Origin of the sequence: Plantibacter sp. Leaf314 (assembly GCF_001423185.1) — a bacterium.
GTDB lineage: Bacteria > Actinomycetota > Actinomycetes > Actinomycetales > Microbacteriaceae > Plantibacter.
The window spans coordinates 520997-534979 of sequence record NZ_LMOB01000002.1; the positions used below are offsets into that span (position 1 = coordinate 520997).

General features: G+C 70.0%; 15 protein-coding genes. 8 read left to right on the forward strand and 7 right to left on the reverse strand.

Annotation, left to right across the window (positions count from 1 at the left end; all coding sequences use genetic code 11):
* The first annotated feature begins 34 nt into the window (after nucleotides 1–34).
* Nucleotides 35–1621, forward strand: a complete 1587-nt coding sequence (locus tag ASF68_RS15610) for a glycoside hydrolase family 32 protein (protein WP_056013124.1) — start codon at nucleotides 35–37, stop codon at nucleotides 1619–1621.
* A 34-nt stretch (nucleotides 1622–1655) separates the two neighbouring features.
* Nucleotides 1656–2243 (forward strand): DUF1349 domain-containing protein, encoded by a 588-nt coding sequence (locus ASF68_RS15615; RefSeq protein WP_056013127.1) that lies wholly within the window; start codon nucleotides 1656–1658, stop codon nucleotides 2241–2243.
* Nucleotides 2244–2252: 9 nt separating this feature from the next.
* Here ASF68_RS15615 and ASF68_RS15620 read toward each other — a convergent pair whose 3' ends face one another.
* Entirely contained in the window at nucleotides 2253–3233 is a 981-nt protein-coding gene (locus tag ASF68_RS15620) for a YafY family protein (protein ID WP_056013130.1), read from the reverse strand.
* 98 nt (nucleotides 3234–3331) lie between these two features.
* On the opposite strand from ASF68_RS15620, the gene ASF68_RS15625 reads away from it, so the two are divergent.
* Nucleotides 3332–3790: a VOC family protein gene (locus tag ASF68_RS15625; protein ID WP_056013508.1), complete on the forward strand. Its 459-nt coding sequence runs from the start codon at nucleotides 3332–3334 to the stop codon at nucleotides 3788–3790.
* A gap of 101 nt (nucleotides 3791–3891) precedes the next feature.
* Here the strand turns inward: ASF68_RS15625 and ASF68_RS15630 are convergent, their stop codons facing one another.
* A complete protein-coding gene (locus tag ASF68_RS15630) occupies nucleotides 3892–4485 on the reverse strand; it encodes a DUF805 domain-containing protein (protein ID WP_056013133.1) in 594 nt (197 codons plus the stop codon).
* A gap of 357 nt (nucleotides 4486–4842) precedes the next feature.
* Between ASF68_RS15630 and ASF68_RS15635 the strand changes: the two genes are divergently transcribed.
* Both ASF68_RS15635 and ASF68_RS15640 read left to right on the forward strand, forming a co-directional pair.
* Nucleotides 4843–6111, forward strand: a complete 1269-nt coding sequence (locus tag ASF68_RS15635) for an HNH endonuclease signature motif containing protein (RefSeq protein WP_056013136.1) — start codon at nucleotides 4843–4845, stop codon at nucleotides 6109–6111.
* A gap of 177 nt (nucleotides 6112–6288) precedes the next feature.
* Nucleotides 6289–7692 carry a BNR-4 repeat-containing protein gene (locus ASF68_RS15640; protein WP_056013139.1) on the forward strand — a complete coding sequence of 468 codons (1404 nt, stop codon included), beginning with the start codon at nucleotides 6289–6291 and terminating at the stop codon, nucleotides 7690–7692.
* Here the strand turns inward: ASF68_RS15640 and ASF68_RS15645 are convergent.
* Nucleotides 7664–7975: a GNAT family N-acetyltransferase gene (locus ASF68_RS15645; protein ID WP_056013142.1), complete on the reverse strand. Its 312-nt coding sequence runs from the start codon at nucleotides 7973–7975 to the stop codon at nucleotides 7664–7666. The two genes, ASF68_RS15640 and ASF68_RS15645, sit on opposite strands and share 29 nt — an antisense overlap.
* 180 nt (nucleotides 7976–8155) lie before the next feature.
* Between ASF68_RS15645 and ASF68_RS15650 the strand changes: the two genes are divergently transcribed.
* Both ASF68_RS15650 and ASF68_RS15655 read left to right on the forward strand, forming a co-directional pair.
* A complete protein-coding gene (locus ASF68_RS15650; RefSeq protein WP_056013145.1) occupies nucleotides 8156–9424 on the forward strand; it encodes an ammonium transporter in 1269 nt (422 codons plus the stop codon).
* A gap of 56 nt (nucleotides 9425–9480) precedes the next feature.
* Complete coding sequence (locus tag ASF68_RS15655; RefSeq protein ID WP_056013148.1) at nucleotides 9481–10104, forward strand: hypothetical protein; 624 nt, start codon at nucleotides 9481–9483, stop codon at nucleotides 10102–10104.
* On the opposite strand, the gene ASF68_RS15660 is transcribed toward ASF68_RS15655, so the two are convergent.
* Nucleotides 10095–10613, reverse strand: a complete 519-nt coding sequence (locus ASF68_RS15660; RefSeq protein ID WP_056013151.1) for a DUF3592 domain-containing protein — start codon at nucleotides 10611–10613, stop codon at nucleotides 10095–10097. The two genes, ASF68_RS15655 and ASF68_RS15660, sit on opposite strands and share 10 nt — an antisense overlap.
* Nucleotides 10614–10679: 66 nt before the next feature.
* Nucleotides 10680–11177: a DUF4188 domain-containing protein gene (locus ASF68_RS15665; RefSeq protein ID WP_056013154.1), complete on the reverse strand. Its 498-nt coding sequence runs from the start codon at nucleotides 11175–11177 to the stop codon at nucleotides 10680–10682.
* Nucleotides 11178–11247: 70 nt separating this feature from the next.
* On the opposite strand from ASF68_RS15665, the gene ASF68_RS15670 reads away from it, so the two are divergent.
* On the forward strand, nucleotides 11248–11889 hold the full coding sequence (locus tag ASF68_RS15670) for a MerR family transcriptional regulator (protein ID WP_056013156.1): 642 nt from the start codon (nucleotides 11248–11250) through the stop codon (nucleotides 11887–11889).
* 19 nt (nucleotides 11890–11908) lie between these two features.
* On the opposite strand, the gene ASF68_RS15675 is transcribed toward ASF68_RS15670, so the two are convergent.
* Together ASF68_RS15675 and ASF68_RS15680 are read right to left on the reverse strand one after the other, a co-directional pair.
* Nucleotides 11909–12826: a carbohydrate kinase gene (locus ASF68_RS15675; RefSeq protein WP_056013159.1), complete on the reverse strand. Its 918-nt coding sequence runs from the start codon at nucleotides 12824–12826 to the stop codon at nucleotides 11909–11911.
* 25 nt (nucleotides 12827–12851) lie between these two features.
* A complete protein-coding gene (locus ASF68_RS15680) occupies nucleotides 12852–13904 on the reverse strand; it encodes a LacI family DNA-binding transcriptional regulator (protein ID WP_056013162.1) in 1053 nt (350 codons plus the stop codon).
* Between the last annotated feature and the right edge of the window lie 79 nt (nucleotides 13905–13983).

The window sequence follows — 13983 nt, forward strand, 5'->3', positions numbered from 1 at the left end:
CGGCGCGCCCGTAGCACCGACGAAAGGAACCGCAATGACGCACGACCTCTCCAGACGGACCATCCTCCAGGGCGCAGGCCTCGGGGCGCTCGCAATGTTCGCGAGCACCGGGGCTCCGCTCACGGCCCAGGCCGCTCAAGCGACGACCGCCGCGCAGGCACAGGCCTCGCTCCGCTCGGTGTTCCACATGACGCCGCCCTCGGGGTGGCTCTGCGACCCGCAACGACCGGTGTTCACGAACGGCGCGTACCAGCTGTACTACCTCCACTCCGGCCAGAACAACGGTCCGGGCGGTTGGGATCACGCGACGACGACCGACGGCGTCGCATTCACCCACCACCGGACGGTCATGCCCCTCCAACCGGACTTCCCGGTGTGGTCGGGATCCGCCGTCGTGGACACCGCGAACACGGCGGGCTACGGTGCCGGGGCGGTCATCGCCCTCGCCACGCAGCCCACGGACGGGGTCCGGAAGTACCAGGAGCAGTACCTCTACTGGTCCACCGATGGCGGCTTCACCTTCACGATGCGCCCGGATCCGGTGATCGTGAACACCGACGGACGGACGGCCCAGACCGCGGCGGAGATCGACAATGCCGAGTGGTTCCGGGATCCGAAGGTGCACTGGGACGCGGCGAGGAGCGAGTGGGTCTGCGTCATCGGCCGTGCACGCTACGCGGCCTTCTACACCTCGACGAACCTCACGACGTGGCAGTTGCAGCACAACTTCGACTATCCGAACCACGACCTCGGCGGCATCGAATGCCCCGACCTGTTCCAGATGCGAGCGGGCGACGGCAGCTGGCACTGGGTGTTGGGCGCCAGTATGGACGCCTACTCGATCGGCCTGCCCATGACCTACGCCTACTGGACGGGCACCTGGGACGGGACGCGGTTCACGGCCGACGACCTCACCCCGCAGTGGCTCGACTGGGGGTGGGACTGGTATGCCGCGGTCACCTGGCCGAAGGCGGAGTCGCCCGAAGACCGCCGGCTGGCGATCGCCTGGATGAACAACTGGAAGTACGCGAACCGCGACGTCCCCACCGACGCCTCAGACGGGTACAACGGCCAGAACTCCGTCGTCCGGGAACTGCGACTCGAGGCCCAGTCGGGTGGTCGGTACAGCCTGCTCAGCTCGCCCGTCGACGCCCTCGCCGGGTATGCGACCGCGACCCTCACCCTCCCCGACCAGACGGTCACCGGGAGCGCCGTCCTGCCCTGGAGCGGCCGAGCGTACGAGATCGAGCTCGACCTCACGTGGGATGCCGCGAGCAACGTCGGGCTCTCCGTCGGACGCTCGGCGGACGGCTCCCGGCACACCAACATCGGCAAGGCCGGGGCCGAGCTCTACGTCGATCGGGCGCCGTCCGACCAGGCCGGCTTCTCACTGCAGCCGTACACGCGGGCCGCAGCGCCGATCGACGCGGCTGCGCGCTCCGTCCACCTGCGGGTCTTCGTCGACACGCAGAGCGTCGAGGTCTTCGTCAACGCCGGTCACACGGTCGTGTCGCAGCAGGTGCACTTCGCCGAGGGCGACACGGGGATCTCGTTCTACGCCGACGGTGGACCGCTGACCGTCTCGGGGATCACGATCCGCGAGTTCGGAACAGCGATCTAGGCGAGCGTGCACATCCGTGCGTCAGGATGGACGGATGGATCTCCTAGACCTGACCGAGCACGGACGCTGGACGACGGCCCCTGCGGCGGTGACGAAGGAGCCTGACGGTTCCCTCCTCGTCACCGCCGACGAGGGCAGCGACGCCTGGCGCCACACCTCGTACGGGTTCGTCCACGACACGGAGCACGCCCTGGTCGCCCCGATGCCACGCCGCGGGGCCGTCGAGGTGACGTTCGTCCTCGACGGCTCCGAGCAGTTCGATCAGGCAGGGGTGTTCCTGCGGGTGTCCGAGACGGACTGGATCAAGGCCGGCGTCGAGGTGTCTGACGGGGTCGCCCAGCTCGGCGCGGTCGTCACGCACGGCACCTCCGACTGGTCGGTCGCGCCCGTCCCCGACTGGCTCGGCCGTCCCGTGACCATCCGAGCGAGTCGGGACGGCGACGCGGTGACGGTGCGCGCCCGGGTGGACGAGGAGGACTGGCGCCTGGTCCGGGTGGCGCACCTCGACCCGGATGCCGAGGTCGAGGCCGGGCTGTTCTGCGCGGCGCCCACCCGCGCGGGACTCACCGTCCGGTTCACCGCCGTCCGCCTCGGCCCGCCGGACGAGGCGCTGCACGGCTGACCGCGGTCATCACCGGGGAGTTGCCGCCCCGCGGGTCGCCGTCGCCACGTTGCGCTCGGCGAGCACCGCGAACGCCGCAGCCAGTTCCGGGGGCTCGACCACCTCGATCTCCGTGTCGAAGCGGTTGAGTGAGGCGGCGAGCGCGACCCACGACCAGGCACCGGCGGTGTATCGGGTGCGGTCATCGCCTGCCGCCTCGGCCGCGCCGTCACCGACGAAGGGCTCGACGGCGGACAGCGGGAGGTGCAGGAGGACGGTTCCGACGCACGGCCACCGGTCGGCGTGCTCCGAGCCCTTGAACCGCGCGGCGACGAACGCCCGCACGTCTTCCCCGGGCACCTCGCGCGGGCGGAAGCGCGGTCCGGTCGGCGTCCGCGGCTCGATGAGATCGGCACGGAAGATGCGCCAGTCGTCGCGGTCGAGGTCCCAGGCCACGAGGTACCACCGCTCGTCGGAGAGCACCAGGTGATGCGGTTCCACCCGACGCGGCGGTTCCGGGTCGTCGACCGCCCGACCGAAGCGGAGCACGTGTCGGTCCCGGATGGCGGCTGAGACCGAGAGCAGCACCTCGGAGGAGACCGTGGGCGTCGGCGCGGCTCCGGTGCGGGCCACGTTCGCGACCTCCAGGGCCTCCAAGCGGTGACGGACCCGCGAGGGCAACACCTGTCGGACGGTGGTCAGGGCACGCAGCGCCGCCTCGCCGATCCCCGCACCCGCCACGGCGGCGGTCTGGAGCGCCACGGTCAGCGCGACCACCTGGTCGTCGTCGAACAGGAGCGGTGGCAGTTCGCTCCCGGCGTCCAGGCGATACCCACCGTCCGGACCCATCGTCGCCTCGATCCGGTAGCCCATCTCGCGCAGGCGGTCGACGTCGCGCCTGATCGTGCGGTGACTGACGCTCAGTCGATCGGCGAGGAGCGCGCCCGGCCAGTCCCGCCGGGCCTGGAGCAGGGAGAGCAGCTGCAGCAGACGCGAGGTCGGTGAGGACATGATGCGAGCGTAAACCAAGTAGCGGACACGATCTGTCCTAGACGCCGATGATCATGGTGCTCAGCCGGGAGGAGCCCGGTCCGAATCGAGGAGCACTCATGAGCATCACGACCACCACCCACCTGAACTTCGGCGGCGACGCCCGCACGGCACTGGCCTTCTACGCGTCCGTCTTCGGCGGGCAGACGACGATCGCGAGCTATGCGGACTTCGGCATGCCCAAGGACGCTCCCGGGGCGGAGCTGGTCGTCTTCGGACAGCTCGAGTCCGCCGACGGGTTCCGGATCATGGCCTACGACAGCCCGGGCGCTGTGGGCGGCTCGCTCATCGGAGGAGGCGCCACGCGACGCGAACACGGCACGACCGTCACGGAGCAGTCGTGCTTCGTCTCGGTGCGCGGCGAGACGCTCGCGGAGGTCGAGGCCTTCTGGGCCAAGCTCACCGAAGGCGGCACGGTCGTCGAGGAGCTCGCGGCGTCCGCTTGGAGTCCGGGCTTCGGCATGGTCACCGACCGGTTCGGGGTCACCTGGATCCTCGACGTCGCCGCGGCGTCCTGAGACGACCGCTCGCTGAGCGACCGCACTCACTGAGGCGGAGACAGAACGGGCCGGCGCGGAGGACATCCGCACCGGCCCGTTCCCGGTGATCAGTGTGCGGCTCAGCGCAGCTTGTCGAACCGCTGACCTTCGGGCTTCGAGGGCAGGAGGAAGAGGACGAGCAGGATGATGCCGCCGATCGACGGGATGAGCGAGAAGAAGTAGAACGGGCCGGGGAAGTTGGCGTCGTGCAGTCGGCGCCAGATGAGGGCGAGGCTCGGCACGATGGTCGCCAAGCCGATGAGCATCAGCAGGACGAAACCGACGATGATGAGCGGTGCAGCCCCCGGGATCTCGAGGATGCCGGGCTGGGTGTAGTAGGTCTTCGAGCCGGCACTGTTGTCGAACACGATCGCCTCGCGCTGTGCGGCAGCCGACGACGCACCGATCGCGACACCCGTGATCAGCAGGATGTTCGGGATGAGCGTGACCAGGAACAGGAACAGCGTGACCCACCAGTACTCGCTCCGCGAGGCACGGCCGGAGAAGGTCGCGTACTTGCGGAGGTAGCGCTTCGCCGCCTGCGTGAACGTCGCCCCGTAGAGCGGAAGCGAGAGGTCGTCGGGCGAGGTGGCGCCGCGCGGAGCCTGGGGAGCGTCGTTCGGGGCCGCGTACGACGGGGTTGCGGGGTATTCGGGTGTCGGGTTGGAACTCATGGCTGCTTTCGGTCGAAGTCGGTCGATGACTCAATTCTGGCAGCGCCGGAAAGCACCCCTGGACGGGTTGCGTTCCGGCGGGGTGGACGGTTCCCTTCCGGCGCGATCCACTGAGCCCGAGTCGGTCGCCGAGCCTGTCGAGGAGCGCCCTTCGACAAGCTCAGGGACCGAAACGTGTCCGGTCCGCGACACCCGGTCACTGAGCCTGTCGACGCGCGCCCAGCAGCAGGCGCGCGGCCCGAGCGAACCCATCAACCACACCCGGTCACTGAGCTTGTCGAAGTGCTCACGGAGATGCCTCCACACCCACTCGTACTCGGCATCTGGAATGTCAGTGGTCCATGGTGGACTGGAGTCATGACCGAGACCACCACCGCGACTAGCGCGAGCGACGAGTACGCCGCGCAGCTCGCCGAGTTCTCGGACGAGTACGCGGAGATCGGCCGGCTGCGGGCCGTGCTCGACGCGCGTGAAGCGCGGTTGCTCGCGCGGTCCGCTGCGTATGCGGACGCTCTCGCTGACTCCGTCGTCCCCGCGATCTACCCGCCCGCAGAGCGGCGTGCACTCTCGCGGCGTTCGACGTGCGCGATGCTCGCGATGGCCACCCGCTCGGCCGAGCGGACAGTCCTGCACGCGACGGACGACGCCGAGCGGCTCGTGAACGAGGCCCCCGCAGTGTTGGCGGCGCTTGAAGCGGGCATGATTTCCGGGCGGCATGCGCGGACGATCACCGACCAACTGCGTGAGGTCCCGTCCGCTGGTCGCGCATCGTTTCTCGCCGAGGTACTCCCGATGGCTGAGCGATTGACCGCCGCGCGGCTCAAAAAGCGCGCGAAAGACCTCCGCGAACGACTCCACCCCGAATCCATCACCGCGCGCGCACTGCGTTCCGAGGCGGACCGCCGCGTCGAACTCGAGCCGGCCTCAGACGGCATGGCCTGGGTGCACCTCTTCACCACGGCACCCATCGCGCAGGGCATCGTCGAGCGACTCGAGGCCGCGGCTGCGGAGTCACGCAAGGCCGGCGATACTCGCACCTGTGGGCAGTTGCAAGCCGACGCCCTCGCGGCCCTGGCCCTCACCGGTGTCACCCCGGACGATGTCGCTTCGAACCCGGTCCTCCCGCATCCGATCGAGGTGCAGGAGCACATCAAGCCGACTGTGCAGATCACTGTCCCGGCGCTGAGCATGGCCGGGGTGAGCGACGCACCCGGCACCCTCGACGGATACGGGCTGATCGACCCCACGACCGCAGCGCGCATCGCGGTCAACGCACCGTCCTTCACCCGCATCCTCGTCCAGCCCGAAACCGGCGCCGTTCTCTCCGTTGGGCGGAATCAGTACCGTGTGCCAGCCGATCTTCAACGGGCAGTGCGCCTTCGGGACGGCACCTGTCGCGCACCCGGCTGCGGGAGGCGAGCCAGGGCCTGCGACCTCGACCACTCGGTCGCCTGGCAGGACGGCGGAACGACAGACGTGGGGAATCTCGCCTGCCTGTGCCGACATCACCACCGGATGAAGCACCTGCCGGGCTGGAACCTCGAGCACCGGCCGGGCGGTGTCCTCGATTGGACGACACCCGATGGGAAACACCACCGCACCGATCCGGATCCCGCACCGTTCTGAGCCCCGCCGGTGCCTGAGCCTGTCGAAGGGCTCCTCGCGAGCACTTCGACAAGCTCAGCGACCGACGGAAGCGCGCCTGAAACGTCTCGCTCCCTGAGCATGCCACCTCAGGAAAGCGCTTGCCGAGCGCGCGGTCACGCCGGTAGCCTCGTCCGGAACCCCACCCGGAAGGTCGCAATGCCGCGCCGACACGAGCGTCACTCCACCCGTGACCGCCCCACACCGATCGTCGTCAACGACAACGCCGCCTGGTGCTGGTTCCAGGACGAACGGGCACTCGTCGATCCGGTCGCCGGCGTCCTCCTCGTGGGATCGATCGCCTCGACCACTGGTATCGACGGCGAGCGCCGCGGCGGCAACGTCGAAGTCACCGTCGTCGACCTCACCACCGGCACCGCCGACGTCGTCGTCCTCCACGAGCGACTCGAATCCGACGACCACGACGTACCCGCCCTCTGGCACCGCCCCGACGGCCGCTGGCTCGCGATGTACACCCGCCACAAGACCGACGACCTCACCCGCTGGCGCATCAGCGAACCCGACGACCCACGCCACTGGGGACCCGAGCAGACCTTCGACTGGAGCCCCCACACCGGCGGGTCCGGCGTGACGTACGCGAACGTCCACGAGCTCGACGGTCGCCTGTACTGCTTCGCCCGCGCCGTCAACGACGACCAGTGCGCGCTCGTCTCCGACGACCACGGTGACACCTGGCGGTACGCCGGCAAGCTCTTCACCCGCCCGAAGGTGGGCTACGTGAACGGCTACACCCGCTACACCTCCGCGCCCACCCGCATCGACCTCATCACCACCGACCACCACCCGCGCGACTACGACAACAGCGTCTACCACGGGTTCCTCGACGCCGACGGCCTCCACCGCACCGACGGCAGTGTCGTCGACCCGCACCCACTGAGCGGCGACGCGCCCTCACAGGTGGACCTCACGACGCTCGTCGCCGCCGGGTCCACCCTTCCCGAGGGCGGCCGATGGCCGGGTGTGCGTGTCGGCCACGGCTGGACGGTCGACCTCCGGCGAGCCGCCGACGGCACCCTCGCCGCCGTCGTCTCCGCCCGCGCCGACGACGATCCGGCCCACCCGGACGAGGCCACCGAACGCTTCCGGCCCGTCCTCGACCACCGCTTCCTGTACGCCCACCTGCCGCCGGGAGGCGACTGGTCCGTGCACCCGCTCGCCCTCGCGGGCGCCGGGCTCCTCCCCCACGAGCAGGACTACACGGGTCTCGTCGCGATCGATCCCGACGACCTCGACTCCGTCTACCTCTCGAGCGCGATCGACCCACGCGACGACACGACCCTGCCGCACCACGAGATCTTCCACGGACGGACCACCGACGCCGGGGCGAGCTGGTCGTGGACGTCCGTGACGGAGCATTCGGCGCACGACAACCTCAGACCGATCGTCGCACCTGGCGATCCGTCGACCGTCTCGCTGCTCTGGTTCCGTGGCAGCATGGCGAGCTCTCAGGACTACCGATGCGAAGCCGTCCTCCTGCGCCTGCCCCGCGCCCCGCACCTCTCGCGCGAAGCGGTCACTCCGGCCAGGACACCTCGCCGCTGAAGTCCGGGTGCTTCCGCAGGTAGGCCTGGATGAAGGGGCAGTAGGGCACGATCGTCAGACCGCGCTCGGCGGCGTCGTCGAGGGCCGCTGACGCGAGGACGCTGCCGAGCCCCTGCCCGCCGAAGTCGGGATCGATCTCCGTGTGGGTGAAGAGGATCCGGCCCGGTTCGTCGCGGTACCCGGCGATCCCCGCGACGCGGTCGCCCACGCGGATCTCGTACTCGTGGCTCTCGTCGTTGCGGACGACCTCCGGGGTGTCCGCGTCGGTGCTGGGTGTCGTCATCGGGGCTCCGTTCCACTCGGTCCTCACTGTACGTCCGATGCGCCCCGTCATGAGCTGTTTACACGGCGTCCGGATCCGCAACCTGCCGGAAACATGGGCACACGCCGACGGAAACACGGTGGTGTCACGCTGGGCGCACCCGACGCGCTCCAGCCGCGTCCCTGCGGAGAGGCACCTCGAATGGATCAAGGAAACACAGCGTTCATCCTGATAGCTGCGGCACTCGTGCTGCTCATGACTCCAGGGCTCGCGTTCTTCTACGGCGGCCTGGTGAAGGCGAAGAGCGTCATCAGCATGATGATGATGAGCTTCGGCGCACTCGGCCTCATCGGCGTCCTCTGGGTGCTGTACGGCTACGCGATCGCGTTCCCCGGCTCCGAAGGCACCGTCGCCCCGTGGGCGATCGACACCGCGAACATCGGCCTGACCGGTGCCCTCGAGACGCCGGAGGGTGCCTCCTACCCGCCGCTCGCCTTCGTCGCGTTCCAGGCGACCTTCGCGATCATCACCGTCGCGCTCGTCTCCGGCGCGATCGCGGACCGCGCGAAGTTCGGCTCCTGGATGATCTTCGCCGGCATCTGGGCGACCGTCGTCTACTTCCCCGTCGCCAGCTGGGTCTTCAACTTCGGCCTCGCCGATGACGGCAGCTTCGCCTACGGCGGCTGGATCACGCACGGCCTCCAGGACGTCTTCGGCGTCGGCGTCATCGACTTCGCCGGTGGTACCGCGGTGCACATCAACGCCGGTGCGGCAGCGCTCGCCCTCGCGCTCGTCCTCGGCCGTCGCGTCGGGTTCAAGAAGGGCGCCTACGTCCCCCACAACCCGCCGTTCGTCCTCCTCGGCGCCGGCCTCCTCTGGTTCGGCTGGTTCGGCTTCAACGCCGGCTCCGAGCTGGCCGCCGACGGCACCGCTGCACTCGCCTTCGTCAACACGATCGCCGCTCCGGCCGCCGCCCTGCTCGCCTGGCTCGTGGTGGAGCGCGTCAAGGACGGCAAGCCGACCTCCGTCGGTGCCGCATCCGGTGCGGTCGCCGGTCTCGTCGCGATCACCCCGGCGTGCGCCTCGCTGCACCCGATCTGGGCGATCGTCCTCGGTATCGTCGCCGGCGCGGTCTGCGCACTCGCGATCGACCTGAAGTTCAAGCTCGGCTTCGACGACTCGCTCGACGTCGTCGGCATCCACCTCGTCGGTGGCCTCATCGGCACGCTCTACCTGGGCTTCTTCGCCAACGGCACCGGCCTGTTCATGGGTGGCGACGGTTCGCAGCTGCTCGTCCAGGCGATCGCCGCGTTCTCCGTCCTCATCTACTCCTTCGTGCTCGCCTTCATCATCGGCTTCGCGATCGAGAAGACGATCGGCTTCCGCGTGAAGAACGAGGACGAGATCGCCGGCATCGACACCGTGGTCCACGGTGAAGAGGGCTACATCCTCGTCGACGCCAAGGCCTGACCGACCGACCGCACCACTAACCGACCTGCACCACCTCCCGACCCGACGAGGACGAGATGCGCGCAGCAGCTGGACCCGAACCGGCTGCCACTCCCGCTCATCTCGTCCTCGTCGACGTCGTCCCACGACCACCCGCGACACCAGGGCCGTCCCGGATCATCCGCTTCGACGACCTCGTCCGGCAACCACTCGACCGGGGCCGCGGCAGCGTGCGGGACGTCTGGATCAGCACCGACGTCGACCATCGCATCCGCTGGCGACTGCAGCTCGTCGAGCTCCGTGACGCGAGCGGCCTCATCTCCGCCCCCGACGACCTCAACCACGCCATCGTGGGGTTCGCCGGCCCGCAGGTCGTGGTGCGCGCCGGCGGGAGCGCCGCGACCGGCCCTGGCCGGATCCTGCACCGGGAGGAGGTCCTCACCGTGCACGAGTCGTCGGTGCGGTTCTCCAGGCCGCGCCTCCGGGCGTCCGGGTCGAGCTCGATGATCGTGCTCAGCTACAGCGTCGCCGAAGACCCGCCGGCCCTGACGTTCCGACACACGGACGCCCCGACCGGACCCGTCGACGGCCTGCAGATCGTCCTCGCCCTCGGGACGCCGGTACCGCACGACTCGGGCGAGATCCCACGCGGGGCCGCGCTCGTCTCCGCGCCGCTCGCCGTTCCGCCGCGCTACCGCTGACCGGCGGGTGGCTGCATCGCTGCACGGCGCGCCTGTGCGCGTTCCGACCGGCCCCGAGCGGCCATCACCAGCATCATGACGCCCGTCCCGCCGAGGATGACGGTGAAGACGGCTCCGAGTCCGGTCATCCACTCACCCTCGCCGCCGTAGCCCTCCACGACCGCCGTCCCCGGATCGGAGTCCCGGTACACGATCGCGACCTCGTCGCCGACGGATGGTCGATCGCTGATGTCCCACGACTCCCAGACGGTGTGCACGCTGTCGTCGGTGGCGCGGTACTCGACCCGGAAGTCGAGGTCCGAGGCCTCCACACCGTCCTGCACCTCGGTGATCGTGCCGGTGGTGCGCGTGCCCGTCTGGAGCAGCTCGTCATCGGCCATCCGGAGGCCGACCCCGATCGCGATCATGACCGGACCGACGAGCAGCATGCCGAGGATGAGGGCGACCATGCCGAAGCTCTTGCGGGTCGGGTGCGACGCCGCTGGCGCCGGCTGCTTCTGGAGGTCCACCCGCCTATTCCAACACACGTCGGCTGGGGCTCGACACACGTCGGGTGGGGCTCGAGACACCGTCGGTCAGGCCGCTTCCGTCCCACCGGTACGGCCGTCGGCGAACCGCTGACGCGCGTGCTGGTTGCGGGAGCCGATGGGGACCGCCTCGGTCGCGGCCGGCAGTCCCATGGCGGGCGTCGACACGTAGATGCTCTCGGCGCGCTCGACGAGGAACGTCTCGTGCCAGACGCCGACCGCCTTCGGGGCCGACCGGGCACGACGGTTGAACCGCGACCAGGCCGGTCGATGCTCGGAGGCGGGCGCGGACGCGTAGGCGTAGAGCTTCTCGATCGACGACCAGTACTGCACGAGGTACGGTCCGGACGCACCGAGCAGGATGTGCGAGCCGAGCAGACCGGAGTCCGGGTCGGTCATCAGCTCGCGCAACATGCGCGGCATCTCCCCGAAGATCGGCATCCACTGGTCGGGACGCCACCACTGGTTGACGGTCATCCCGATGTGGAAGACGACGAGCTCCCCCTCGTGACGGTGGGTGATTCGGCCGGCGACGACGCGTGACATACACTGCTCCTTGTTCGATAGGGACGCTATCCAAGTTGGATAGTAGCACTATCCATGCGAGAAGGACACGATGCGGATCTCCGAACTCGCCGCGGCATCCGAGGTGCCGGTGGCGACCATCAAGTACTACCTGCGCGAGCGACTCCTCCCGGAGGGTGAGCGCACCTCGGCGACCCAGGCGCGGTACGGCGACGCCCACCTGTCCCGGCTCCGAGTCATCCGAGCCCTCCTGACCGCCGGCGTCAGCATCGCCGAGACCCGGAACGTCGTGGCCGCCCTCGACGCACCGCCGCCCGGCCCGTACGACCTCCTCGGTGTGGCGCACGCCGCCGTCACCCCGCGCCCCTCGGGGCCTCTCGACACCACCGGCGCACTCGAGCTCTACGAACGGCTCGGCGGCGTCGCGGCGCAGTGCGACCCCGGGCTCCTCGCCGGCCTCGCCCAGGCGCTCGACACCCTGGAATGCGCCGGCTTCACGGTGCCGTCCGAGGTGCTCGACCGCTACGTCGAGGCCGCGCGTCGCATCGCCGAAGCGGAGATCGACGGCATCCCCACCGACTCCCCGGAGCTCGCCGTGCAGTACATCGTGCTCGGGACGGTCCTCACCGAACCACTCATCCTCGCCCTCCGCCGGGCGGCGCAGCAGGTGGTGTCCTCGGCGCGGTTCGGCGGGCCGGACGCGACGATGCCGATGACGCCGCAGGAGTCCTGAGCGTCAGGCGTCCTGAGCGTCAGGCGTTCAGTTCCGCCAGCGTCGGCGGGTTCGCCCCCGGGCGCGACACGGTGACACTCGCGGCGCGCGCAGCACGCTCGAGGAGTCGACGGAGCTCGTCGTCGGAGATCGCCCCGAGCCGCTCCTCGGCCTCCGGCCCGGAGACCCCCGCGGTCAGCAGGCCGTCGATGAGCGCACCCATGAACGTGTCGCCGGCACCGACGGTGTCGGCCACCGTCACCCGCGGCGACGCGATCTCGAACACCGAGCCGGCGCGCACCACGAGCGCTCCGTCGCCACCCCTCGTCACGACGACGAGGCCCGGCCCCGACGCCACCCACTGCTTCGCCGCGTCGACGAGCGCGAGGTCCGGGTGCAGGAACGCTACGTCCTCGTCGCTCGCCTTCACCACGTGGGCCCGTGCGATGCACGCGAGCGCCGTTCGCCGAACACGCTCGGCGTCGTCGACGAGCGTGGGACGGATGTTGGGGTCGTAGGTGATGAGCGCCGATGCCCGACGGGCCTCCACCAGCGCGCTCAGGCGACCGGCACTGGGCTCGAGGACGGACGCGATCGAGCCGGTGTGCACGACGGACGCCTCCGGAGCATCCGTGGCGTCGAGGTCGAGGGAGAGGTCGAACTCGTAGGTGGCCGCACCGTCCGCGTCGAGCGTCGCCTGCGCCGTGGAGGTCCGACCGGTGGGCGCTGACACCAGCGAGACCCCGGACGCGTCGAGCCAGGCCCGGATCGCCGCGCCACGCTCGTCGTCGCCGACGTGGGTCACGAGCGCCGGGACCCGGCCGAGTCGGCCGAGGGTGATGCCGACGTTCGCCGGGCTGCCGCCGGGACTCTCGGCCTGCGTCCCGTCGAGTCGACGGACGATGTCGATGAGCGTCTCGCCGGCGATGAGCACGTCGGTCGTCGGGGTCGTGTGCATGGCTGTTCTCTCTGCTGGATCCGGGTCAGACGACGTCGGGTGACGGGGTGGCTGGTGACAGGGTGGCGAGCGAGTCCCGCTCGATGATCGGCATGGTGACGAGCTCGTGCCCGAGGGCGTGCCGACCGAGGAGCATCGACGCTCCGAGCGCGCCGATCTCCTGGTAGGGCAACCGGGCGGTGGTGAGCCCCGGCCGGAGATAGCCCGCGAGGATCTCGTCGTCGAAGGAGACCACGGAGACGTCCTGCGGGATCCGGCGTCCCCGCTCGAGCAGCACCTGGTACCCACCGAAGGCGACGCCGTCGTTCGCGGCGAGGATGGCGGTGACGTCGGGGTGCCGGTCGAGGAGGGCGACCGTCGCCTCGTAGCCAGGTTCCGGCTGCCACTCGACGATGTCGACCCGGGCCGGTTCGATCCCGGCCTCCGCGAACGCGGCGGCGATGCCCTCGAAGCGGAGCGCGACGGTCGCGGTCTGGCGGAGATCGCTGATGACCTCGCGCGGGAGGTCGCCGACGACGCCGATGCGGCGGTGGCCGGCGTCCACGAGTCGCTTCGCGACCGCGTACCCGGCGGCGCGTTCGTCGGGCAGGACGTTCGCATGACCCGACGAGGAAGCGCCGTTGAGGACGACCACCGGGACCCCGGTCGAGGTACTCGGGAGGTCGATGAGACGGGCGCCGAGCAGGCCGATGAGGATACCGTCGACACGGTGGTCGATCATCGTCTCGAACGCCCGGGCGAGGCCGCCCTCGATCCCCTGGGTCTCCGCGATGAGCATCGTGTGGTCGTTGGCCTTCGAGACCTCGAGCGCGCCGCCGATGAGCCCCGAGGCGTGGCGGGTCAGCGTGACCTCGTCGGAGATGAACCCGATCGTCCGGGTCTTGCCTCGCCGGAGCACCTGGGCCGCGGGGTTCGGGCGGTAGTCGAGTTCGGCAGCGGCCGCGCGCACCCGCTCCACGGCGTCCGCCGACAGCCGCGACCCCGGGCGGTCGTTCATGATCATGCTGACAGCGGCCTTCGACATGCCCGAGCGCTCGGCGACGTCCGCGAGGGTCGTGCGGCGGCGCTGGGTAGACATGACACTCCTTCGTGCGGGTTGCTGAATCAGTTCAGCATATCGCGCGGAGCTGTGTTATGTTTCGTCTGCTGAATCCGTT